The organism is Acidobacteriota bacterium (genome assembly GCA_016208495.1).
In the GTDB taxonomy this organism is placed as follows: Bacteria; Acidobacteriota; Blastocatellia; order Chloracidobacteriales; family Chloracidobacteriaceae; genus JACQXX01.
This window is the reverse complement of record JACQXX010000078.1, coordinates 1-20,946: the sequence shown is the minus strand read 5'-3', so window position 1 is coordinate 20,946 and position 20,946 is coordinate 1. Positions and strand designations below refer to the sequence as shown.

The window sequence follows — 20,946 nt, the reverse complement described above, 5'->3', positions numbered from 1 at the left end:
ACAGTTAGGTTTTTTCAGTTTTTCTCCAGATTTTTGAAGTTGTTGACTAGACAACCTGATAGCAAACAGGCAATAATGTCGTCCGTGGTCAACCCACGATTCCCTCACGATTGATTCAATTCTAATCGCACCAACCCCTCACACATTCACACCATATCCTGCCGTTATGGATTTCGCCGAAGGAGGTTGATCTATGCCAGGTCTCCGCTTTGTTTCCCGTGTCGCGTTGTGTTTTGTGGTTCTTTTCTGCGGTGTTTGGGCCACTCCTGTTTGGGCACAAGATCTCAAGAAGGTAAGTGAGGAAGCAACGAAACTGCTCTATAAAGACGGCCTGCCCACGGCTTTTCCCTGCTCCCTTGATCGTCAACCTGGAATCGGTCAGTTCCTCAAAGAAAACAAAATTTCACTCAATTACCGGGCTGATGGAGCGGTTGATCTGGTGTTGCAGAAAGACAGTAATCGGGTTCTGGCCACAATTGACAAGACCCTCAATCGAGTCAAACTGGGGTATATCTACACGGTTGAGCGAAACTCAACCACCTCGATGTTGTCTTCAATGCCGATGGGTGGGTCGTCGGGTGGAAATGAAGTGATGCTCGCCAGTATCAATACCGCAATTTGTGTATCGCTGGAGCAAGGAAGTGGGGCTGAGGCCAAAGCGGTCATGTTTACGGTCTACAAAGGCAAACTCCAGCCTCTGGCTGACTTAATGAAAAATATTCGAAAGACTTATCCCCAGGTGACGGTCACGGCTGAACAACGGGCTGAATTTCAGGATTTACCGGTGGCTCAGGTTCGGTTTGATGGATCAGTCAGCGACTTTGATGTGCAGGTCAATGGATGTCTGGTGATTTTGAATCGCAAAGGGTGGGAATTCTCAACCTTAAAGAAAGATGCGTCCTATGTGCTTGATATCCTGCCCCAGCAAAACATCTCGCACCAGTTTCAACTCAGCAAGGGCGGAAGCGGCTATGCGTTGATGCCGGTACCTTAAAAAAGCAAGGGGCTGAAGGCTGGCAAGCTTGGGGCTGAAGAAAATGGGTTGAGCGTTAAAAAATGGGAAAATAAAAAACCAGCTCACATGAGCTGGTTTTTTATTTTTTGCTTTGAATGGAGCAGAGGGGGGTCGAACCCCTGACCTCCGCATTGCGAACGCGGCGCTCTGCCAACTGAGCTACTGCCCCAAAAGATCATTGTGGAAAGCAAGCTATGATAGGCACCGACCCTGCGCTTGTCAAATCTAAATTGGCGGAATTATTTTCAGTGCCAGGAGTAAGAAAATTCCAGCTCCGACCAAAATCCGATAGGCAATAAAGACAATCGTGGTATGGGTTTTCAAATATCGAATCAAAAAGGCAATTGCCGCATAGCCGCTGATCCCGGAGACAAGCGTTGAAACCGCCACCGCAATCAGGGTGTCGCGATCCAGGTATTTATATTCTTTGACGAACTGAAGCAGCCCAGCGGCCAGAACGGCTGGAATCGAAAGCAGAAACGAGAATCGGGCCGCCGACTCTCGATTGAGCCCCAGGAAAAGACTGGCCGTAATCGTGGTTCCAGACCGTGACGCGCCAGGAATCAACGCACAAGCCTGGGCCAATCCAATCAGGACAGCATCAATCCAGGTGAGGTGTTCCACTGACCGCTGGCGCTTTCCAACCATCTCCGCAATTGCCAGGATGATCGCCAGCCCGACCATCGCACCGGCGATCACATACAGGTTTTTAGTGAGTGTGCCTTCAATCTGTTTTTTAAACGAGAGCCCAATCACCACAATCGGCATGGTTCCAATTGCGATGTACCAGCCGAGCCAGGCTGATGGACCAAGCGCGGGTTGCCCCGATTCACGTTTTCCCTGAAAGTAGGTCAGGTGGTCAATGAAAAAAGCCGCCGTGATGGTTTTCAGGTCTTTGGCGAAATAGATCAAAACCGCAGCCAGTGTGCCAAGCTGGATCACAGCTTCAAACGCTGTCAGTTGTTCGGGAGAAAATCTGGTATCAAGATGCAACAGTTTGATCGCAATCACCAGATGGGCAGTACTGCTGATGGGGAGAAATTCCGTCAGGCCCTGGATGATCCCAAGGAGAATGGCTTCAAAAAGAGACATGGAGGGTTCATTATTCACTTTCCAGAATAAAAGGCGCGATCATAGTACAGTCCTGACCAGAAGGGAAAATTTTCACGAACTTTTTGGCAAAGCCGCGTGTGAGTCTGCATCACAACGCGAAGTTTCCAGCCTGTCCCTCATTGCTTCGCCAAATTCCTTCGGAGAAAAAAATCTATGAATTTTCGGGTCCTGTGCTTTGGACTGTTTATCCTTTTCTTTGTTGGTGTGGGCACCACCGCTGCTTGTGCAACTGAACGGCTGGAAATACTTGCTCATCAGGCAATTTCAGAAAATCAATCTGAAGCAAATACGGCAATTGCTGCCTTGCGAGAAGCTGGACCTGCAGGGCTTGATGCTCTCATTGATGCCCATCGGGCCGAGATCAATCGCCATTTACTGATGACTGATGCTCCATCAACTCCGGCCTGGGAACGAATCAGCCAGGCGCTGGACGCGGTTGGCAAACAACGCAACTGTTACACCTCACAGTTATACTGGTATACCGATTTTGAAGCCGCAAAAGCTGCCGCCAGAGCCAGCGGCAAGCCAATTTTGTCGCTTCGGCTGCTTGGCAATCTGGACGAAGAATTGAGTTGTGCCAATAGCCGGTTTTTTCGCACGATTCTGTATGCCAATGCTGACGTGTCCGAATTTTTGCGCCAGCGATTTGTCCTCCACTGGAAGTCAGTTCGTCCCGTGCCGAAAGTCACGATAGATTTCGGCGATGGTCGCAAAATGGAGCGGACAATTACCGGAAACAGCATCCACTATGTGCTTGATTCTGAAGGACGTGTGGTTGATGCGCTGCCGGGATTGTACGGTCCGCAAACGTTTCTTCGGGGATTGAAACCAGCCCATGTTGCTGCCTTGCTGGCTTCTGACCCGGCAATCAGCCTGGAACAACGCGCTGCCCTGCTCAATGAATATTACTCACGTCAGTCAAAACGAATTCTCACCAAATGGAATCAAGAACTGGCCCTGATGAAACCTGACGTTCTCACCGCCAATCTGGGCCGGAGAACGACCTCCCCAACCCCAACTCCAACTCTCGCCAAAGTGCCAACTGCCCGTGACGCCGCGCCAGTGGCGGTTACCAAACGGGCAGTTGAAATCAATCTCCTGAAAAACTTTTTTATCACCGATATTGCCGAACTTGAAGCCGCAACTGATCAAAACACCTGGCAGGCTCTGGCCAGCTTGCACTTTGCCGATGCCAAACTTGATGAACGAAGCCTGCATTTCATCCGCCGGCAAGGCAGCGGAACATGCGGGATTGCCGATGCCCCAGACCAAAGCGGCACTGCCGTAGCGCGCTTTGACCGGATGGTTCAAAACTTTGAACGATTAGTGGCACTTGACACCGTCCGCAACGAATACCTGTTTCACACCAAGATTTATGACTGGCTGCAGGCTGGTGGAGGGAAAAACGTGGATGAACTCAATGAACGGGTTTATGCCGAGCTCTTTCTGACGCCAAGCTCCGATCCATGGCTTGGATTACTCCCCACGGATACCTATACCGCAATTCAGAATGAAGGAATTGTCTCAGGCGACAAAGTGACAAGGTGACAAGGTGACCTGATGACACGGTGACAGGGTGACAAGGTGACAGGGTGACAGGGTGACCAGGTGACCAGGTGACCAGGTGATCAATGACCAGGTGACTGGAATGACCCGAATCACTCTGTCACCTTGTCATTTTGTCACCTTGTCACCCTGTCATTGTGTCATTGTCATTTGAAGGGGTTAGCCAAAGAAAACGAGCATGGCCAGCCCTTCCTCAGCCGCTTCGCGGTAATGGTCCACTACTTTTCGAAAGACATTCCAGGTTTGTTGAAATCCAGTCTCGTCTTGATCAAACCCATAGACGAGTTCGGCTTCATCGGCAGAGAGCGCATCGAACCGTCTTCGAAACTCAGTTTTGGTGATGGGGCTGATGGCGTCGTACACGGCTTTGACTTCAGCCGGTGTCAAGAAATGCGGCGCGCCGTAGTTAAAATTATCATCATTTCCGATTTTCGTGCCCGACTTAATGACCTTATCCAGAGTCGTTCCAGTGAGTTCGGTCGTGCCCGACAAAATCGCGTGAATCACATCCCAGGCATTGTGGGTATCGAGCAATTTCCCCCGCAGCAACTCATCTCTAAATGTTTGTTTTAAGTAGGCTTTGACCGCCTGTTTCTCATACAGGTGGTGTTTGAGTGGTGCTGAAACCGGGCCGGACATTGAGAGGTGGTCCATAATCTGCTGGGGGTCATTGGTGTCAATCCCCATTGATTTCCATTGATCTTCAGCCACAAACGGTGTGATGGCCGTTACAAATTGAAGCCCCAGCTTGGGGTCAGACGTCAGTTGTTCCAACCAGTGCGGCGTGATATGCCGCAGGTAACACTCAATTCCCATTCGTTTTTTCCAGAAATATTGAATAATGAGTTGTGAAGGGCAGGGCGAATAGGATTAGCGGAAAAAGACCAGCATGGCAAGCCCATTTTCAGTGGAATTATGAAGAACAGGTATCGGGCAGAAGTCAATCAGGCAAAACCATGATCGCGGTAAATTGGTTGCCGTGAAAATGAGCAGTGGGTATTGTATGTGAAAGACTGATTTCGAGAATTGCTTGAAATGAAGGTTTGCGGAGAAATCAAAATGACGAACGACCAAATCGAACGATCAATCAATTTCTTGCTTGATTCACAGGCAACACTAACAGCCAAAGTTGACCAGCTCACTGAGAATCAATCCAAACTGACCGCAGACGTGGCCAACCTGACGGTTGATGTAGCTGAAATGAAAGTTCAGGCTGAACTGGACCGCCAGCTCATGAAAGAGATGTTTAAACACTTTTCGGATAATGCCGAAGCTGACCGACGGATGGTCCGTGAAATGGTCCAGGATTTAAAAGGTCTGTTTTATCAGGTTGATGTGAAAGCAGATAAAGCCCTGAGACTGGCACACAAGAATGACGCCGAAGAATAAAATGACCTGCTGAAGATCAACATGGAGAAATCAAGAATGACCTTTGAAGAGATGGAACGCACGATGGAATTTATTGTCAATCAACAGGCTAAATTCAGCGTTGATATTGACTTGTTGAAAGAATCGCAGGCTGCCTTAACGGCTGATGTGGCGGAAATGAAAGTTCAGGCTGAACTGGACCGCCAACTCATGAAGGCGATGTTTCAACACTTTTCGGACAATGCCGAAGCTGACCGGCGGATGGTCCGTGAAATGGTCCAGGATTTAAAAGATTTATTTTATCAGGTTGATGCCAAAGCGGATAAAGCTCTGAAACTGGCACAAAAGAATGACACCAAAGAATAAGGCTTCTTTGATTTGATCGAATAAAAAATGCCCGGTGGTACTGATATTCTCAATACCACCGGGCATTTTTATGTATCGTTCAGGCAGATTTCAGGGGGAGACAACTCCCGCAACCCTAGATCATGTATCCACCTGTTTCGAGGGCACGGTCGGCCAGGCGCTGACGCAGGCTGATTGTGTTGATTGGGGTGTACTTGGTGTAGCGTTTGAGCACCGACAGGTACATCCGCAGGTCATCGCCTTCCGCGAGGCTTGGCAGTACACGGCGGGCATTTTGCTCGATGCGGCCAATCGCGTCGTTGATATAGATGCGGGTGGCATCAATCATATCGCGTGATTTGGCTTCGCCGATCCGGCTGACCTGCTTGAGCGTCCGCAACAACATGCTTTCCATCGCATAAATGTCCATCGTGATATCGCTGATGGCCATCAGGATTTCCTGCTGGTCGTTGAGCTTCTGCATGTACTTTTGGACAGCCACACCAGCGACAAAGAGGCCGGCTTTCTTGGCATTTTCAACCAGCTTGTTTTCGAGACTGAACAGGGTTTCTTCTTCGTCTTCCCCAAATGAAGGCAGCGACATCACTTCTTCCATGATTTTCTTGACGGCCTGCATCAAGGGGAGTTCGCCCTTCATGGCTTTCTTGAGCAGCATCCCTGGAATCAGCAACCGGTTGATTTCATTGGTGCCTTCGAAAATCCGATTGATACGGGAATCACGATAGAAGCGTGCCACCGGGTATTCTTCTGAGAACCCGTAGCCGCCAAAAATCTGCACGGCTTCGTCAGCACAGAAGTCCATCGCCTCCGAGCCATAGACTTTCATAATCGAGCATTCAATGGCGTATTCTTCGATGCCATCCATGATTTCTTGAACATCATCGGCATCCACGCCAGTCAGGCGCTGGTCAATCAACCCGGCTGCCCGATAGGCCATGGATTCGGTGGCAAATGTCTGGACCAGCATTTCCGACAGTTTGTGTTTAATCGCACCAAACGAGGCAATCGGTTTGCCAAATTGATGGCGTTCGGAGCTGTATTTGACCGAATGCTTGATGATGGCTTTGGACGCGCCACAGCAGCTTGCTCCCAGTTTAAACCGGCCCATATTGAGGCAGTTAAATGCGATGAAGTGCCCTTTGCCAATTTGGCCTAAGAGATTCTCGACTGGCACTTTGACGTTCTCCAAAATCAACAACCGGGTTGATGAGCTGTGAATCCCCATCTTGTCTTCTTCTTTCCCAGTTGAAAGTCCTTCGGAGTCACGCGGGACGATAAAGCACGAAAACTTGTCGCCGTCAATTTTGCAGAAGACGATAAAGATATCGGCAAACCCGGCGTTGGTGATCCACATTTTGCTGCCGTTCAAAATGTAGTGTTTGCCATCTTCGCTCAGCACGGCACGGGTGCGCGCACCCAGGGCATCAGAGCCGCTGCCTGGTTCAGACAGGGCATAGGCGGCGAGCAGTTCGCCAGTGCCCAGTTTGGGCAGGTACTTGGCTTTTTGTTCTGGCGTGCCAAAGAAGGTAATCGGCCAGGTGCCAATGCCAGTGTGGCCACCAATGGAAACAGAAAAGCCGCCGGAGACGCCAACGCCTTCGGCCATCAACATGGAGCACACTTTGTCAAGTTCCAATCCTTCGTACTTGGCCGGAATGTCACCTGCCAGCAAGCCAAGTTCCCCGGCTTTGCGGATCAGCGACACGGTCAGGTCAAAGTTCTGGGTTTGGGATTGTTTTTCAAGCTGAGGGAGCAAGGGCATGACTTCGTTTTGAATGAAGTCATTGGTGGTCTTGCCGATCATCAGTTGTTCTTCGGTAAAATCTTCTGGGGTGAACACATCGGCTGGAGCAGTGGGTTGGATAAGGAAACTCCCGCCTTTGACGAATGTTTTCTCTGACTTGGATGCGGCTGGCATGGTAGCAGACATAAGTGAACGTCCTTTCTTGTTGTACTTCAATAAATTATGAAAACGAGGGCGGTTCTGAATGAGTCATCATTCAATTTCCGTGTCCACTGCTCCCGAAGACGCTCTCTCGCGCTAGATCACTTCGGAAGCAAACCTGGGTGAAGGGGAAGACAGTGGAACTGGTTACTTCTTCAAGGTTGGAATTTTGACGAAACTCACGCTTTTCAGCGTTTTGTCCATCATGGTTGTAAATTCAGGCTTTTCCCATTCGCTGCTTGTGGCAGCAATCTGGACGACGTAAAAATTCCCTTGATTGACCACACCATATTCAACTGTGTGAATTGGTGTCTGAAATTCGAGGTCGTAGCTGTAAAGCACGGCTTCTTTACCAGCAACTGATGAATTCTCAAATTTCAATTGAGTTAATTTGACTTTTGCTTCGGATGTGACCGTGTTGACCTGTTGTCGTCGAAATTCCATCCCCCCGATGACCGCCGTCGCTGGATAAATTAAAATCACAAAGCGAGGAGAAAAATTGCTGAGGGTATCACCTGGAGGCAAGCATACGATTCGTTGCACCAGCTCAGGACCGCTGTCGAATACTTGCCAGTCAGGTGCGGGTTTTTTAAATTTGACTCCACCCATATCACTCACATAGTCGGGTACTTTGGCTGCATCGTCCTGGCGGATGGGACGAGTTATGACCCCAGCCTGCACTGGCGTCGAAGATGGAAACATCCAGTGTGCGCTTAGACACAAGGCTGTCAGGGTAGATGCGAAAATCAGTTTTCGTAAGGAAGGGACAATCATCGTTCGGTCACCTTTCACGTGAAAATGAGTTCAATCAAGTAACTTTAGGGTTATGGGATTTGGATTATTGGAACGTTGAGTGAAGACCGTATGGTTTTCGTGCTCTCTGCTTCACTATCACCCTACCATCCTCGAATCTGAAATCAAACCCCAAACCCTAAACTGGTGGACCCTGGACAATGTTGGTGACTGGTACCTGGTGCCTGGTGTTTTCAAATGAAGAGCTAAGAACCAGGAACGAAGCACCAGGTACCAGGGATCAAATCACGCAAAGACTTCGAAAATGCCTGCCGCACCCATTCCGCCGCCGACACACATGGTGACCATTCCATACCCGCCGCCCCGCCGTTTGACTTCGTTGATGACCGAAGCGGTAAGTTTGGCCCCCGTACAGCCCAACGGGTGGCCAAGGGCAATCGCGCCGCCATTGACATTGACCCGCTCTGGATCAAGGTTGAGTTCTTTCATCACTGAAAGCGCCTGTGAGGCGAAGGCTTCGTTCAAATCAATGACTTTGATGTCGTCGAGTGTCAGTCCGGCAAGTTTGAGGGCTTTCGGAATCGCATAGACTGGGCCGATGCCCATATCTTCAGGTGGCACACCGGCTGTGGCGTAAGCCACAAAGCGTGCCAGGGGTTTGAGTCCCAGCGCTTTGGCCTTCTGTGATGACATTACAATGCAGGCGGCGGCTCCGTCACTCATTTGTGAGGAATTTCCCGCAGTTACGCTGCCTGCCGCATGGAATGCTGGTTTGAGTTTCGCCAGTGCGGCAACCGAGGTGTCGGCGCGTGGACCTTCATCGGTGTCGAAGACGGTTTCGGTGACGACTTTTTTTCCTTTGGCGTTGAGCGATGTGTGCTTGACGGTCACCGGCACAATTTCATCTTTGAACTTTCCAGCCGCAATCGCCGCGCTGGCCCGCTGGTGGCTGAGGTATGAAAACTCATCCTGTTGGGCACGTGAAATTTCATAGTTCTTGGCCAGTCGTTCGGCAACCAGGCCCATTGACAGGTAGGCATCCGGGTAGTTGTCAACCAGCCACGGGTTGGGCGAGATTTTATGACCGCCCATTGGAATCAAGGACATGCTTTCGATTCCGCCAGCCAGAATGACCTCTGAACTTCCAACCATGACTCGTTCCGCGGCATAGGCAATGGCCTGTAATCCTGAGGAACAAAACCGGTTGACCGTGACCGCACTGACACTGTTTGGCAGCCCGGCGCGAAATGACGCGATCCGGGCCACGTTCATTCCCTGCTCAGCTTCGGGCATGGCACAACCAATGATGACGTCTTCAATCTCTTTTGGATCCAGACCGGGGGCGCGATCAATCGCGGCTTTCAAACATACTGCGCCAAAATCATCCGGGCGGGTATAGGCGAGTGTGCCTTTGAGTGCTTTTCCAACCGCCGTTCGAACGGCGGATACAATAACAGCTTCTTTCATGACAGCTCCTCTTTGGGGAAGGGAAACGACGTAAGGGACACAAGGGACAAAAAGGACCACAGAAAACTGTTGATCGGAAGCCCTGACCCCTGACCCCTGACCCCCGTATTCTAGTTTCTGACTGGTTTTCCGGTCTTGAGCAGAGATTGAATCCGCTCCAACGTCTTGCGTTCGCCAAGCAGGCTCAGGAAAGCTTCGCGTTCCAGATCCAGCAGGTATTGCTCCGACACCTTTGTTGGGTGATTTAAGTCGCCGCCGGTCAACACATAGGCGACTTTGCCCGCAATCTTGATGTCGTGCTCACTGGCGAACCCGCCGCGATACAGCATATGCGCGCCAAGCTTCAAGGCCGCCAGTGCTGATTCGCCGAGGGCTGGAATATCGGTGCGTTGTTTCGGTTGTTGATAGCCTTCTTTGACGAGTCCAAGCACGGTGGCCTTGGCGTCGGCAATCAGTCGGTCTTTATTCATGCTGATGCCGTCACCCGGTCGGATATACCCCAATTTTCGGGCATCAACGGCGTTGGTGGCGACCTTCGCGGTGGCAATATTGGTAAACGCGTCTTTGATGTAAGGGAACAAATCCGCGTCTGAACCTTTGATCCGGTCGGCTGACCGCAGGAGCATTTCCTTGGTGCCGCCGCCGGCTGGGATCAATCCGACACCGACTTCGACCATCCCGATGTAGGTTTCCGCTGCCGCCCGCACTTTGTCGGCATGGAGTGTGATTTCGCACCCGCCGCCGAGGGTCAGGCCAAATGGCGCCACGACGACTGGTTTGGCGGAATACCGCAGATTCATATTGGCGTTTTGGAAGGCGCGAATCATCTGGTTGAGTTCATCCCATTCACCTTCCTGCACGGCCAGCATCACCATCATCAGGTTGGCACCGGCACAGAAATTGTCGGCCTGGTTGCTGATGACGAGTCCTTCAAAGTTCTTTTCAACTTCTTTGACCGCCTGTTGCATCATCGAAACCGTGTCGCTGCCGATGGTGTTCATCTTGGTGTGGAATTCGAGACAGGCCACACCATCGCCAAGGTCAACCAGCGTCGCGCCGGAATTCTTCTTGATAACTTTTTCGCGGTCTTTGAGCGCCTTGAGCACGATCACGCCTGACTGGTCGGGAACTTCGACGTGTTCCTTGGCCGCCGGCATAAACACGCGGGTGACACCTTTTTCTGACTCATACCAGCTCTTGCGACCTGAGTTGAGCAGATCCTGGACCAGTTGTGGAATCTCGCGGCCCTCGGCCTGGAGCTTCTTGACGGTTTTTTCAACGCCCAGGGCATCCCACATTTCAAACGGCCCCATTTCCCAGTTAAAGCCCCAGCGCATGGCTTTATCCACCTGGATGGGATCGTTGGCAATTTCAGGAATCCGGCGGGCGGTATAGAGCAATGTTTCGCTGATGACGGGCCAGAGGAATTCACCGACCCGGTCCTTGCCATAGACAAGCGTGCGGAGCCGTTCGCCCAAATCACTGATATTTTTGGCATTTTCAAGCGATGGGAAGCTCACTTTAGGCTGTGGGACATATTCCATCGTCTGGTAGTCGAGCGCCAGAATCTCTCTTCCACCAGCACCCTGAACTTTCTTATAAAAGCCCTGTCCGGTCTTATCGCCCAGCCACTTACGGGCAACCATATCTTTGAAGAAATCCGGAACAACAAAGGTCGTCCGGTATTCATCGTGCGGGGCATTGTCATAGACGTTCCCCGCAACCAGCATGGTGGTGTCGAGGCCAGCCAGATCGGCGGTGCGGAACGTTGCGCTCTTGGGGCGCCCAATGGCCGGGCCACTCATTTTGTCAACTTCGGTGATCGAATAGCCACCTTCGACCATCACCTTGATCGTCTGCAGAATGCCGAAGATCCCGATGCGGTTGGCAATAAAGTTCGGTGTGTCATTGGCATAGACCAGCCCTTTGCCAAGGACTTTGTCGCACAGTCCAGCCGAAAAACAGGCGGCTTCAGGGTTGGTATCCGGGGTAGTGATGATTTCCACCAGATGCATATAGCGTGGCGGATTAAAAAAGTGCGTTCCCAAAAAATTAGTGCGGAAATCATCAGACCGTCCAACCGAAAGCGATCCAATCGGGATCCCCGAGGTATTGGTGGTAATCAGGCTGCCTGGTTTGCGGAATGGTTCAATGCGCTCATAGAGCGCTTTTTTGAGGTCGAGTCGTTCGACAATCGCTTCGATGATCCAGTCGGCATCTTTCAACCATTCGAGATGGTCTTCAAAGTTCCCTGTGCGGATCAACGCCGCCTGTTCGCGAGTGAAAAACGGTGCCAGCTTCATCTTGTGCATGTTTTCCACTGCTTGAGCGGCAAACCGATTGCGGACTTTCGGGTCGGCCAGTGTTAACCCGGCGGCTTCTTCAGCCGGGTGTAAGCTGGGGGGCACAATATCGAGCAGGGTGACACTCACACCTGCATTCGCCAGATGAGCGGCAATTTGTGCGCCCATAACTCCGGCTCCTAGTACTGCTGCTTTTTCCAACTTGCGGTTCATGAACAACTTCCTTTGCAAAAAAATAAAATTACAGGTCGGATTCAGATAATCCAGCGGCTTTTAATAAGGTTCAGAGAAGTCCTGTTTTCAAAGGCTGATTCCCATGAATTGGAACTGAAATTCTGACTGGGAGTCCAGCTTTTCCATAGATATGATGACTTCCCTGAACTCGGAGCAGACTCCATCCATGGCGTTCAAGGACTTTGGCAAATTCTTTGCCAGAGACAGATTTCATACTGCAATTTCCATGACCCTGGCACGCTCATCCGTCAGAAATGGCGACACATCAACTGCCAAACACCCTTCAACAGCTTCGTACAGGTTGTTGAGCAATTCCTCGAATGTTTCACCTTGGGTGGCACATCCTGGGATTGAAGGTACTTCTGCCCAGTATCCGCCTTCTTCCGCTTGATGGATGACAACTTTCAATTTCATAGCGATTTTTGAGAGCAAATTCTCTGGTCAATCGGACAGCTTGCTTGAAGGCTCAGCCCTTCGCTGGAACCGGTATTATTTCTCCTGGTAAATCTTGTCAATCACGTCTTTGTATTTGAGATCCACCACGCGGCGCTTGACCTTGAGGGTCGGCGTTAATTCGCCACCTTCAATGGTCAGTTCCTGTTCCAGAAGCACAACTTTTTTCGGTTTTTCGTAGCTCGCCAGATCCGGCGTTAAGCGATCCACTTCTTTCTGGAAGTACTCCAGGATCTTGGGATGGTCGAGCAGTTCCGTTCGCTCTTTATATTTGATTCCGTGGGTTTTGACGAGTTCCATAATCACGTCCCAATCAGGCACGATGATCACGGCTGGGAATTTGCGTTCGTTTCCAATCACAATTGCCTGCTGGATGTTGTGTGATGCAACGAGCTTGTTTTCAATCGGTTGCGGCGCAACATACTTGCCGCCTGACGTTTTGAACAGGTCTTTCTTGCGGTCAGTGATCTTCAAATAGCCATCGGCGTCAAAATGGCCGATGTCCCCGGTGTGAAACCAGCCGTCTTTCATGACTTCAGCCGTAGCCTCTGGGCGTTTGTAATAGCCGCGCATGATGTTTGGGCCACGGGCGAGGATTTCGCCATCTTCGGCAATCTTGACATCAACGCCGCGCATCGGTTTGCCCACCGTGCCATAGCGATTTTCCTGCAGGGAATTTCCGCAAATTACTGGTGACGTTTCGGTCAGGCCGTAGCCTTGCAAAATCGGCAAGCCCATGGCTTCAAAACTGTAGGCGATTTCTTCAGAAAGCGCCGCGCCGCCGGAGGAGAAAAAGCGGACCCGTGGGGCAATTCGGTTTTTAATTTTGCTCAGAACCAGGCTGTACCCCAAATCGCGCTGGAATTTGAGGAAAAAGGGAACCGGTTTGCCGTCATTGACCATCCGGGCATACTCTTTCCCGTTTTTCATGGCCCAGGCATACATTTTGGCCTTCAACCCTCCGGCTTCCTTCACTCCAGTTTCGATTTTGGCCAGAATTTTCTCAAAGATCCGGGGCACGCTGGTCATGACAGTCGGCTTGACTTCGGCCAGGTTGGCGGCAATGGCATCAACACTTTCGGCGAAGTAGACGCTGACCCCAGCAAAAATAAAGACATACATCACCGTCCGCTCATAAATATGGGAGAGCGGCAGGTATGAAAGTGCGATGTCTTGGGCGGTACACTCAATGCGTTCAACCCCAGCCAGCGCATTTGAAGTAATGTTGGAGTGTGTGAGCATCACGCCTTTGGGCTCGCCAGTCGTGCCTGAGGTATAAATCAGCGTGGCGAGGTCGTCCGGGTTGGCCGCCGCGACCAGTTCCTTCAAAAAATCACTGGTGCTGGCTGCTGTGCTGCTTCCAGTCTGGCGGAGTTTTTCAAAGCTCAAAAAGGTAATGCGGTCCGGGAGTTCGGCTGGGCGCTGAAGCTGGTCAAGAGTGACAATCGCGCGGATATGCGGCAGATTGGCCAGTTCGCCCATGACTTTGCCAAGTTGCTTGGCATTGGACAGGCACAACACCTCAGCTTCGCAGTCATTGAGGATATAGGTTACCTGCTGCGGGGTTTGGGTCGCATAGATCGGAACGGTAATCCCGCCACAACTGAGCATGGCGAGGTCCGTAATGGTCCATTCGAGTCGGTTCTCTGACAAAAGCCCAAGTCGGTCACCGCGTTTGATGCCAAGTTTCAGAAAGCCCTCGCGTGCTTCGCGGACCTGGCTCACAAACACATCATGTGAGACTTTGATCCACTCGCCATTGTGTTTGTAGGCAAAGGCATCGTCTTTGCGGTGATTTTGAATCGCCTGAGCAAAAATTTCATTAATGGTCCGGGGTTGGCCGGCTTTTGGTGTGGGTGCGGCTGCCGTTGCTTGCATGATCAACAATCCTCTGGAGTGGAATGGGAAAATATCGTCTGGAACATCCGGAATCATTCAGGACCAGGTGTCCTGACACGGCGGAATCACGGAAAAACAAGAATCAGGCAGTTTGGGTTGCTGAGGCTTCGCTGGGCTTGGCAAAACCACGAAAGAGTAACTCGACCACTGGCCGGGCGTAGTCGGCCAAATTGTAGGCTTTATGGCTCAAGATCCAGTTGGTGACCATTTCATCAAGGGCGCCAAAAAAGATCTTGGTGGCAATTTGCGCATTGAAATCGTTGCGAAAATGCCCGCTTTGCTGGCCTTCTTCAATAATTTGTCGGATGAGTTTGAAGTATGCGCTCAGTTTGGTGGTTGAAAACTGCTCCATAAACTTGGTTGACTGGCGAATTTCAACCTCGAACACCACGGCTAAGTCCCGGTCACTGCCCATAAACTCCAGGTGGAGTTCGGCCATGCGGCGCAATTTTTCAAATGGATCGGAAAAAAGTGGGAGTTCCTGACTCAGGCGTTCGTGGGCGATTTCGAGGGCTTCGTTGATGATCGAGAGCAGCAAATCATCCTTGTTTTTGAAGTACAGATACACCGTTCCATCCGCCACACCGGCCTCACGGGCCACATCCGCCACTTTTGAATTAAAAAAACCGTTGCGAGCAAATACTTTGGTGGCCGCCCGTAAGATGGCTTGATGTTTTCCGTTCGTACGGCTGGAAGAAGGCAAAGCAGTTCGGTTCAATGTGGCCATAGCCATGCGCAAAGATCTTGGGGAAGAAGGGTTTGGGAGAGAGGAAGCGTCGGTTCGAGGAAGGAGGTGTGAAGCCGTTCGCTGCCTGGTTGACACACACAGTAAGCAATTTTTTCTTGGTTTGAGTGCTTGTTTTTTTGACTGAATGAATCGTCATTCATATTACTGAAGATTGACGCATTGCGCAAGACCCTGCTCCCGAAATTTCTCCTGAAATGCTGAACTTTTTCTCATAATTGAAATGCCTTCGAAATTGAGCATTCACTGAAGCATAAACTCTGTGATGACAACGAATTACATTGATGGCAGTCTCCATCGCCCATCTTTTGTGAATCCAGTTGAAAGCGTTTTCTTTTGCAGATCCCTCAGCTATAGTGCAGCAAATCGAAAAGTATTGCTTTTCTCCAAATTTCTTAATCTCCGCACAGTTCAAACCCTGCACAGTTCAAGCCCCGCCTATTTTGTTTTCTGTGAGGATCAAACCTTATGGATGGTTTGAAGATTTGTGCTGAATCTGATCCCGTGCGCTGTAATATCTGCCACCAATCAGATTGTTTTAACCCCCAAACAAATACCTGTACCCGTTGCTCAAAAGTTTGGCTGAATTCAGGAACCGTCAATTTGTTCTTGAAGGGAAGAGCCAGAATACAGTCCTATGAGTTTTGGAATCGCCCGCTTGTCTGGTTTGTGGCTGGTATAGTGACAATTGGGAGCTGGTTGATCTTTTTTCAGGCTGTTTCTGGTTCTCCGCTGTATCAGTGGATTCAGTGGTCCCTCTCGCCCGAGCGGAATACCGCCGTGATTTTGATGAAATTGCGGTATCTGCACAAGGCTCAGCTTATGTACCAGCAGGGTGCCGGCTGTGGCAGTTTTTCGGATGATTTGAGAGACGTCTGGTTTCCGGAACCAAACCTGAGCGAAGCCGGATCCTATACCCGGCGTGAGTTCGCACCTGACCCAATCACTTATATCTGGGTGGATGGGTACCTCATCAGCCTGCGCCGCAACGCCCAAATTTCAACTCTCGAAGCCGGTTTTACCCTCACGGCTCGACCCAGTGTTCAGGACAGGTTTTTTCCAACAGGAACAGATTGTTTTTTTCTCGATCAAACTGGAGTCATCAGGCATTCTGGTTCCTCTGACATCGAAGCTCAAGCCGACAGCCAGCCAGTAAACATTGAAGACACCGCCCACAACACGCCACTTCACAATGCAGTGTTTGGTCTTCCACAAATGGTGTCGGAATTGATCAGACAGGGGCAGAATATCAATGTCCAGAATGATTTCGGGCAAACACCATTGCACGAAGCCGTTACTGTTTCCTTCGATCCTTCATTACGTCATCAGCGATTGGAAATTGTACGGACATTGCTTGAGCAGGGGGCAGCCGTTAATACTGGAAACCATCAGGGACTCACCCCGCTGCACGTTGTTGTTCACGATTATCAAGAGGTCTTGCAACTGCTCACAATGCTTCAGGTTGAGCCGCATCAACGCCAAATTCTGCTCGCGGATTGTTTTCAAACGATTGATGTTTTGGTGCACCATGGGGCAAACATCAACGCCCGGACCGTCAATGGTTTAACGCCGCTTCACATTGTGGTTGAAAACACACCCGACATTGCTCGCTACCTGATTGAGCATGGTGCCGACGTCAACGCCTGTGCCGAGCTTGAAACAGCCAGGCTTTATGCAAACGAGAACGGTGGTGTAACCCCACTGCACCTGGTTCAAGATCCACATCTGGCACAGTTGCTGATTGAGAAGGGCGCCAATGTCAATGCTGTCAAAAAAGATGGACGCACCCCGTTATTTTCTGCGGTTGAATCGGCGCCGGAAATCGCCAAATTGTTGATTGCCAATGGGGCCAATGTTGCGGCTGTGGCTCACAATCATGAAACCCCATTACACCTGGTCAGCGATGTAGAAGTTGCAAAACTGCTGGTTGCACAGGGGACAGATCTTGAAGGAGCAGATAAGTATGAAACTCCGCTTGCTCGGGCCCTCCGCCGCAATAACCAGAGCGTGGCTCAATTTCTCCGGTCCTTTAACCTGCCTGTCCATCATCCGCCATATATTCGGCTTCCAAAAGATGCGGGTACCTATCCCACAAATCCATTTGATGACAGTGAGTTGATCAGTTTGATCAATACCCTGAATGGAAATTGGGAGGCTGGTGAAACCTACAAAGCCTGGCAGTTGCCTTATAACCAAACAATGGGGAACATTGCTGCTCGTGGCGAGATGGCGCTTGACCCGTTGTTGAGGTTTATCCAGCAAGCGCAGACCAATCGCGCCATCTATGGGGCGGCTCTGACCGTCAATTTAATTGGATTGGACCTTCAGCCTTCTCTTCCGGAGTGTGAGCCATTTCGAAGCCGGAAAGCGAGAAAAATCCTGCTTGATCTTTTATCAAGGCAAGACCTCCAGGTTGAGATTCTCGAACTTCTTACCCGGGCACCCTGGATGAGTGATGTGCCTGTCCTGATGGAGCATCTGCAGCGAGGTGGTCCCAATACCTGGGCATTTGTCAAAGCTCTCCAACGGTACGATTTACCTGGTCGTCCAGTGCATCAGGAATTCCCAGATGATTTAAAGGAGGTGTATTCCAGTTTATTGACTTTACTCATCGCCAACCAATTTGTGGTTGAAACAGAAGTTCTGAAAAATAATTCGATGTCAATTCTTTCCAGACTTCCAAATACCTCATTCCAATCAGCTTTGCATGACCTCACTCATTGTGAAGCCTATTACCTTGGTCCCCAGATGGAATATTACATTGCTGGCGAGACAATCATTTTATGCGGTCCGGAAACCGCACGCCGGCGGTGGTTGACCTGGTACCGGGAACATCAAAGCCAGTTTTGGAAGCCAACTGATACGTTTGCGCCCTGTGCTGGTTTTCATCAGTGAGCCGGCTACATGTTCGGGTTGGAAATCTGATGTTTGATTTCCAACCCAGCCTGACGGATAGCCTTGCTGGCAATGTCCTAAAGTGATACAAGCCTATCCTTCAACCCTGGTTGGTTTTTCCAGAGATAGTTTTTATGGTGCATGCTCGATTTTTTCGATGGATTTTCTTTTTTTCGCTGCTGGCATTGATTTGGTATGTTCCTGTACCGCCAACTCATAGTCAGTCCCAATCCTCCCCGTCAGCCAAACCGCAGCCAACCGATGACAAAAAGAAGGTCATTCCTGGTCAGGAAGACACCGTCCTGCGGGTGCGAACCGAAGGCGCGCTCCCGGACGAAGGTACGCTGCTGCGGCTCAATACCCAGCTTGTGGTTGTTCCGTTTACGGTGACTGACCGGCAAAATCGCTATATCAACACATTGAAAGTCGAAGACTTACGGCTGATTGAAAATGGCCAGGAACAGGAAGTTGCTTCACTGGGGAGAATCTCTGACACCCCGCTGACGCTGGCGTTGCTGGTGGATTTTAGCGGCAGCATGCGGAGCCGGCTTTCGATTGCCAAACGCGCGGCGCTCCAGTTTTTAAATCAGGTGTTGCGGTTAAAGGACGACAAGGCGGCCTTGATGGTTTTTCAGCAGGATGTGGTTCAGGCGGCGCCGTTGACCAACGATCTTGACGTTCTCCGGCGGGGAATTGCCGAAGCGGATTACCACGTGCCAACCCCGATTGGACAGGTGATGCCGTTTGATCCAGGCAATAACCAGCCGGCGGGAACAGCGCTCAACGCGGCGATTTATCTCGCGGTGGATGATTTGTTGTCGCAACCAGTGGCGTCCAATTCACGGCGGGTGATTGTGCTGCTGACTGATGGGTATGATGGGGAAGGGAGCGTTCAACTCCGCGAAGCAATTGACCGGGCCTGGCGGTCGAGCGTGAGCATCTATGCGATTGGCATTACCAGCCCGACGGAAGAAAACGCCAAAGATGTCAACCGCGAAGTTCTGGAACGGCTCTGCGCGGCAACTGGCGGACGGGCATTTTATCCGCGTCAGGACCGGGAGTTCATCGCTGCCTTCGAACAAATCGAACAGGATTTGCGGCAACAGTACGTGCTGTCCTACACGCCATCCACACGTGATGATTCGTTCCGCACAATCAAAATCGAAGTCAAAGACCGCATTGATTTACAGGCCCATCATCGGCTTGGGTATTATGCCACGGGGGATGGGGGAAAATAGGGCATAGGCGCCAGGATAAGGATTTCAGGCCCGGAGGGTCGGTCGTTTAATAGCCGTGGTGCGAAGCCCACGGTTCCGGCCAGGACGGGATCCAGGCCCGACATAAGCGTCGTTCAATGCCAACGGAAAGGGCGCGAGTTTCTTATCCTGGCGCTTATAATACCAGTTTGTAGTCAGTAGATGGTGGTCAGTAGTTCACTAACTTCAATTGATTGAATTACTTGACTATTTTCTAGTACGATCTATTCATTCCAAAATGGTATAACCTGATACCCTGAACTCTAAATGATATAAAAATACCCCAGCCTGGATGATCTTCCAGTCTGGGGTTTTTGATTGCCTGACGTGGGCACAAAAAAAGGGTGGCTGGTGGGCCACCCTTCAGAAAAATCCTTATGAGGAGATCCAGACTGAAGTGGACTTACTTCGAGCCGTTGTAGCCAAGAATGGCAGGTGACGAATACCCTTTCCGATTGACGGACAGTGGGGTGCTGTCCTCACGCCGCCAGGGCTGGGCAGGATTGACTCCTGATGCCTGATCATTGCTGGCTTTGGCACCGGAAGTCGTGCCAGTGATGGAGATGCTCCAGTTGTTCAGCGTTCCAGTGTCAGATGAAGCCAGATCCTTGACGCGTAAGGTCCAGTTTCCGGCTGAGTTCTGGCCAGTGAACGTCGTTGGCGTGTAGGTGGCCACGATGTTATCCGCGCTGTCGCTAGAGCTGGTCGCCTTGAGAACGGTTGTCGTTCCAGCCGGGCTGATCAGTTCAATCTGGATATCGCCACGCCACGTGTGGGTGATGTTGACGCTGACGCTGACGCTTTGGATCGTCAGAGCGGTGGCAATGTTGATCACGCGGGTAACGCCGGTCGTGTTGTTGTCTGGAATCGCGATGGGACTGGTGTTGCTGCCCGTCACGGTTTGTGAACCGCTGTTTCCAGCCTGGGTCACGGTCACGGTTTGGCCGGCGACGGTGAGTGTTCCGGTGCGTGAGGTCGTTCCGCTGTTGGCGGCGACGGTGAAAGACGCCGTGCCATTGCCGCTTCCTGAAGCTGAAGTCGTGATCCAGCTTGCATTGCTGGTTGCGGTCCAGGCACATCCCGTTCCGGCAGTCACGCTCACACTGCTCGCGCCGCCAGCGGCAGTCGCTGAAACGCTGGTTGGAGACACTGAGTAGGTGCAGGTGCCACCGCCAGTGGTTCCCGTGATGGAGATGCTCCAGCTATTGAGTGTTCCAATATCAGAAGCGAACAGATCTTTGACGCGCAGAGTCCAGTTTCCGGCTGAGTTCTGACCATTGAACGAAGTTGGGGTGTAGGTGGCGTTGATATTATCGCCACTATCGTTGGAGGTTGTCTTGAGGGTTGCAACCGTTCCAGCCGGGCTGATGAGTTCGATTTGGACATCTCCACGATATGGGTGCGTGATATTGACCGTGGCGCTGACGCTTTGGATCGTCAGTGCGGTGGCAATGTTGATCACGCGGGTAACGCCGGTCGTGTTGTTGTCAGGAATCGCAATCGCGCTCGTGTTGCTGCCCGTCACGGTTTGTGAACCGGTGTTTCCAGCCTGGGTCACGGTCACGGTT

At 51.1% G+C, this 20,946-nt stretch carries 17 protein-coding genes and 1 tRNA gene; 6 read left to right on the top strand and 12 right to left on the bottom strand.

The genetic code is table 11. The annotated features are described in order from the left end of the window. Positions 1–193: 193 nt before the first annotated feature. Positions 194–994, top strand: a complete 801-nt coding sequence (locus tag HY774_15325; protein ID MBI4749856.1) for a hypothetical protein — start codon at positions 194–196, stop codon at positions 992–994. 117 nt (positions 995–1,111) lie between these two features. Here the strand turns inward: HY774_15325 and HY774_15320 are convergent. Both HY774_15320 and uppP read right to left on the bottom strand, forming a co-directional pair. Beyond that, positions 1,112–1,184: transfer RNA gene (locus tag HY774_15320), tRNA-Ala, on the bottom strand. Between the two features lie 56 nt (positions 1,185–1,240). Next, positions 1,241–2,107, bottom strand: a complete 867-nt coding sequence (gene uppP, locus HY774_15315; protein ID MBI4749855.1) for an undecaprenyl-diphosphatase UppP — start codon at positions 2,105–2,107, stop codon at positions 1,241–1,243. 174 nt (positions 2,108–2,281) lie between these two features. On the opposite strand from uppP, the gene HY774_15310 reads away from it, so the two are divergent. Continuing rightward, a complete protein-coding gene (locus tag HY774_15310; protein MBI4749854.1) occupies positions 2,282–3,676 on the top strand; it encodes a hypothetical protein in 1,395 nt (464 codons plus the stop codon). A gap of 177 nt (positions 3,677–3,853) precedes the next feature. Here HY774_15310 and HY774_15305 read toward each other — a convergent pair whose 3' ends face one another. After that, a complete protein-coding gene (locus HY774_15305; protein ID MBI4749853.1) occupies positions 3,854–4,510 on the bottom strand; it encodes a DUF1877 family protein in 657 nt (218 codons plus the stop codon). 243 nt (positions 4,511–4,753) lie between these two features. Here HY774_15305 and HY774_15300 point away from each other — a divergent pair, with 243 nt between their 5' ends. Further along, positions 4,754–5,083, top strand: a complete 330-nt coding sequence (locus HY774_15300) for a hypothetical protein (protein ID MBI4749852.1) — start codon at positions 4,754–4,756, stop codon at positions 5,081–5,083. Positions 5,084–5,119: 36 nt separating this feature from the next. Beyond that, a complete protein-coding gene (locus tag HY774_15295; GenBank protein ID MBI4749851.1) occupies positions 5,120–5,428 on the top strand; it encodes a hypothetical protein in 309 nt (102 codons plus the stop codon). 115 nt (positions 5,429–5,543) lie between these two features. Here the strand turns inward: HY774_15295 and HY774_15290 are convergent, their stop codons facing one another. The 8 genes from HY774_15290 to HY774_15255 all read right to left on the bottom strand — a co-directional run bounded on the left by HY774_15290 (position 5,544) and on the right by HY774_15255 (position 15,215). After that, a complete protein-coding gene (locus HY774_15290; protein ID MBI4749850.1) occupies positions 5,544–7,346 on the bottom strand; it encodes an acyl-CoA dehydrogenase family protein in 1,803 nt (600 codons plus the stop codon). A 174-nt stretch (positions 7,347–7,520) separates the two neighbouring features. Continuing rightward, positions 7,521–8,075, bottom strand: coding sequence for a hypothetical protein (locus tag HY774_15285; protein ID MBI4749849.1), 555 nt, complete (start codon positions 8,073–8,075; stop codon positions 7,521–7,523). 336 nt (positions 8,076–8,411) lie between these two features. After that, positions 8,412–9,593: an acetyl-CoA C-acyltransferase gene (locus tag HY774_15280; protein MBI4749848.1), complete on the bottom strand. Its 1,182-nt coding sequence runs from the start codon at positions 9,591–9,593 to the stop codon at positions 8,412–8,414. Between the two features lie 110 nt (positions 9,594–9,703). After that, the gene (locus tag HY774_15275; protein ID MBI4749847.1) at positions 9,704–12,109 is read right to left on the bottom strand and encodes an enoyl-CoA hydratase/isomerase family protein; all 2,406 of its coding nucleotides are present in this window, start codon (positions 12,107–12,109) and stop codon (positions 9,704–9,706) included. A gap of 70 nt (positions 12,110–12,179) precedes the next feature. Next, positions 12,180–12,344, bottom strand: coding sequence for a type II toxin-antitoxin system HicA family toxin (locus HY774_15270; GenBank protein MBI4749846.1), 165 nt, complete (start codon positions 12,342–12,344; stop codon positions 12,180–12,182). After that, a complete protein-coding gene (locus HY774_15265) occupies positions 12,341–12,544 on the bottom strand; it encodes a type II toxin-antitoxin system HicB family antitoxin (protein ID MBI4749845.1) in 204 nt (67 codons plus the stop codon). The genes HY774_15270 and HY774_15265 overlap by 4 nt, the downstream gene beginning before the upstream one ends. Positions 12,545–12,619: 75 nt before the next feature. Then, complete coding sequence (locus HY774_15260; protein MBI4749844.1) at positions 12,620–14,461, bottom strand: long-chain fatty acid--CoA ligase; 1,842 nt, start codon at positions 14,459–14,461, stop codon at positions 12,620–12,622. A 103-nt stretch (positions 14,462–14,564) separates the two neighbouring features. Next, the gene (locus HY774_15255) at positions 14,565–15,215 is read right to left on the bottom strand and encodes a TetR/AcrR family transcriptional regulator (GenBank protein MBI4749843.1); all 651 of its coding nucleotides are present in this window, start codon (positions 15,213–15,215) and stop codon (positions 14,565–14,567) included. A gap of 792 nt (positions 15,216–16,007) precedes the next feature. Between HY774_15255 and HY774_15250 the strand changes: the two genes are divergently transcribed. Further along, positions 16,008–18,122 carry an ankyrin repeat domain-containing protein gene (locus tag HY774_15250; GenBank protein MBI4749842.1) on the top strand — a complete coding sequence of 705 codons (2,115 nt, stop codon included), beginning with the start codon at positions 16,008–16,010 and terminating at the stop codon, positions 18,120–18,122. Positions 18,123–18,256: 134 nt separating this feature from the next. Beyond that, a complete protein-coding gene (locus tag HY774_15245; protein ID MBI4749841.1) occupies positions 18,257–19,360 on the top strand; it encodes a VWA domain-containing protein in 1,104 nt (367 codons plus the stop codon). A gap of 421 nt (positions 19,361–19,781) precedes the next feature. Here HY774_15245 and HY774_15240 read toward each other — a convergent pair. Further along, positions 19,782–20,946, bottom strand: a 1,165-nt coding sequence (locus HY774_15240) for a proprotein convertase P-domain-containing protein (protein ID MBI4749840.1), incomplete at its 5' end; no start/stop codon positions are given.

Excerpts from the sequence above, each read along its gene's own strand:
- HY774_15325 (MBI4749856.1), top strand. The coding sequence starts at position 194 with ATGCCAGGTCTCCGCTTTGTTTCCCGTGTCGCGTTGTGTTTTGTGGTT.
- uppP (MBI4749855.1), bottom strand. The coding sequence starts at position 2,107 with ATGTCTCTTTTTGAAGCCATTCTCCTTGGGATCATCCAGGGCCTGACG.
- HY774_15310 (MBI4749854.1), top strand. The coding sequence starts at position 2,282 with ATGAATTTTCGGGTCCTGTGCTTTGGACTGTTTATCCTTTTCTTTGTT.
- HY774_15305 (MBI4749853.1), bottom strand. The coding sequence starts at position 4,510 with ATGGGAATTGAGTGTTACCTGCGGCATATCACGCCGCACTGGTTGGAA.
- HY774_15300 (MBI4749852.1), top strand. The coding sequence starts at position 4,754 with ATGACGAACGACCAAATCGAACGATCAATCAATTTCTTGCTTGATTCA.
- HY774_15295 (MBI4749851.1), top strand. The coding sequence starts at position 5,120 with ATGACCTTTGAAGAGATGGAACGCACGATGGAATTTATTGTCAATCAA.
- HY774_15290 (MBI4749850.1), bottom strand. The coding sequence starts at position 7,346 with ATGCCAGCCGCATCCAAGTCAGAGAAAACATTCGTCAAAGGCGGGAGT.
- HY774_15285 (MBI4749849.1), bottom strand. The coding sequence starts at position 8,075 with ATGTTTCCATCTTCGACGCCAGTGCAGGCTGGGGTCATAACTCGTCCC.
- HY774_15280 (MBI4749848.1), bottom strand. The coding sequence starts at position 9,593 with ATGAAAGAAGCTGTTATTGTATCCGCCGTTCGAACGGCGGTTGGAAAA.
- HY774_15275 (MBI4749847.1), bottom strand. The coding sequence starts at position 12,109 with ATGAACCGCAAGTTGGAAAAAGCAGCAGTACTAGGAGCCGGAGTTATG.
- HY774_15270 (MBI4749846.1), bottom strand. The coding sequence starts at position 12,344 with ATGAAATCTGTCTCTGGCAAAGAATTTGCCAAAGTCCTTGAACGCCAT.
- HY774_15265 (MBI4749845.1), bottom strand. The coding sequence starts at position 12,544 with ATGAAATTGAAAGTTGTCATCCATCAAGCGGAAGAAGGCGGATACTGG.
- HY774_15260 (MBI4749844.1), bottom strand. The coding sequence starts at position 14,461 with ATGCAAGCAACGGCAGCCGCACCCACACCAAAAGCCGGCCAACCCCGG.
- HY774_15255 (MBI4749843.1), bottom strand. The coding sequence starts at position 15,215 with ATGGCTATGGCCACATTGAACCGAACTGCTTTGCCTTCTTCCAGCCGT.
- HY774_15245 (MBI4749841.1), top strand. The coding sequence starts at position 18,257 with ATGGTGCATGCTCGATTTTTTCGATGGATTTTCTTTTTTTCGCTGCTG.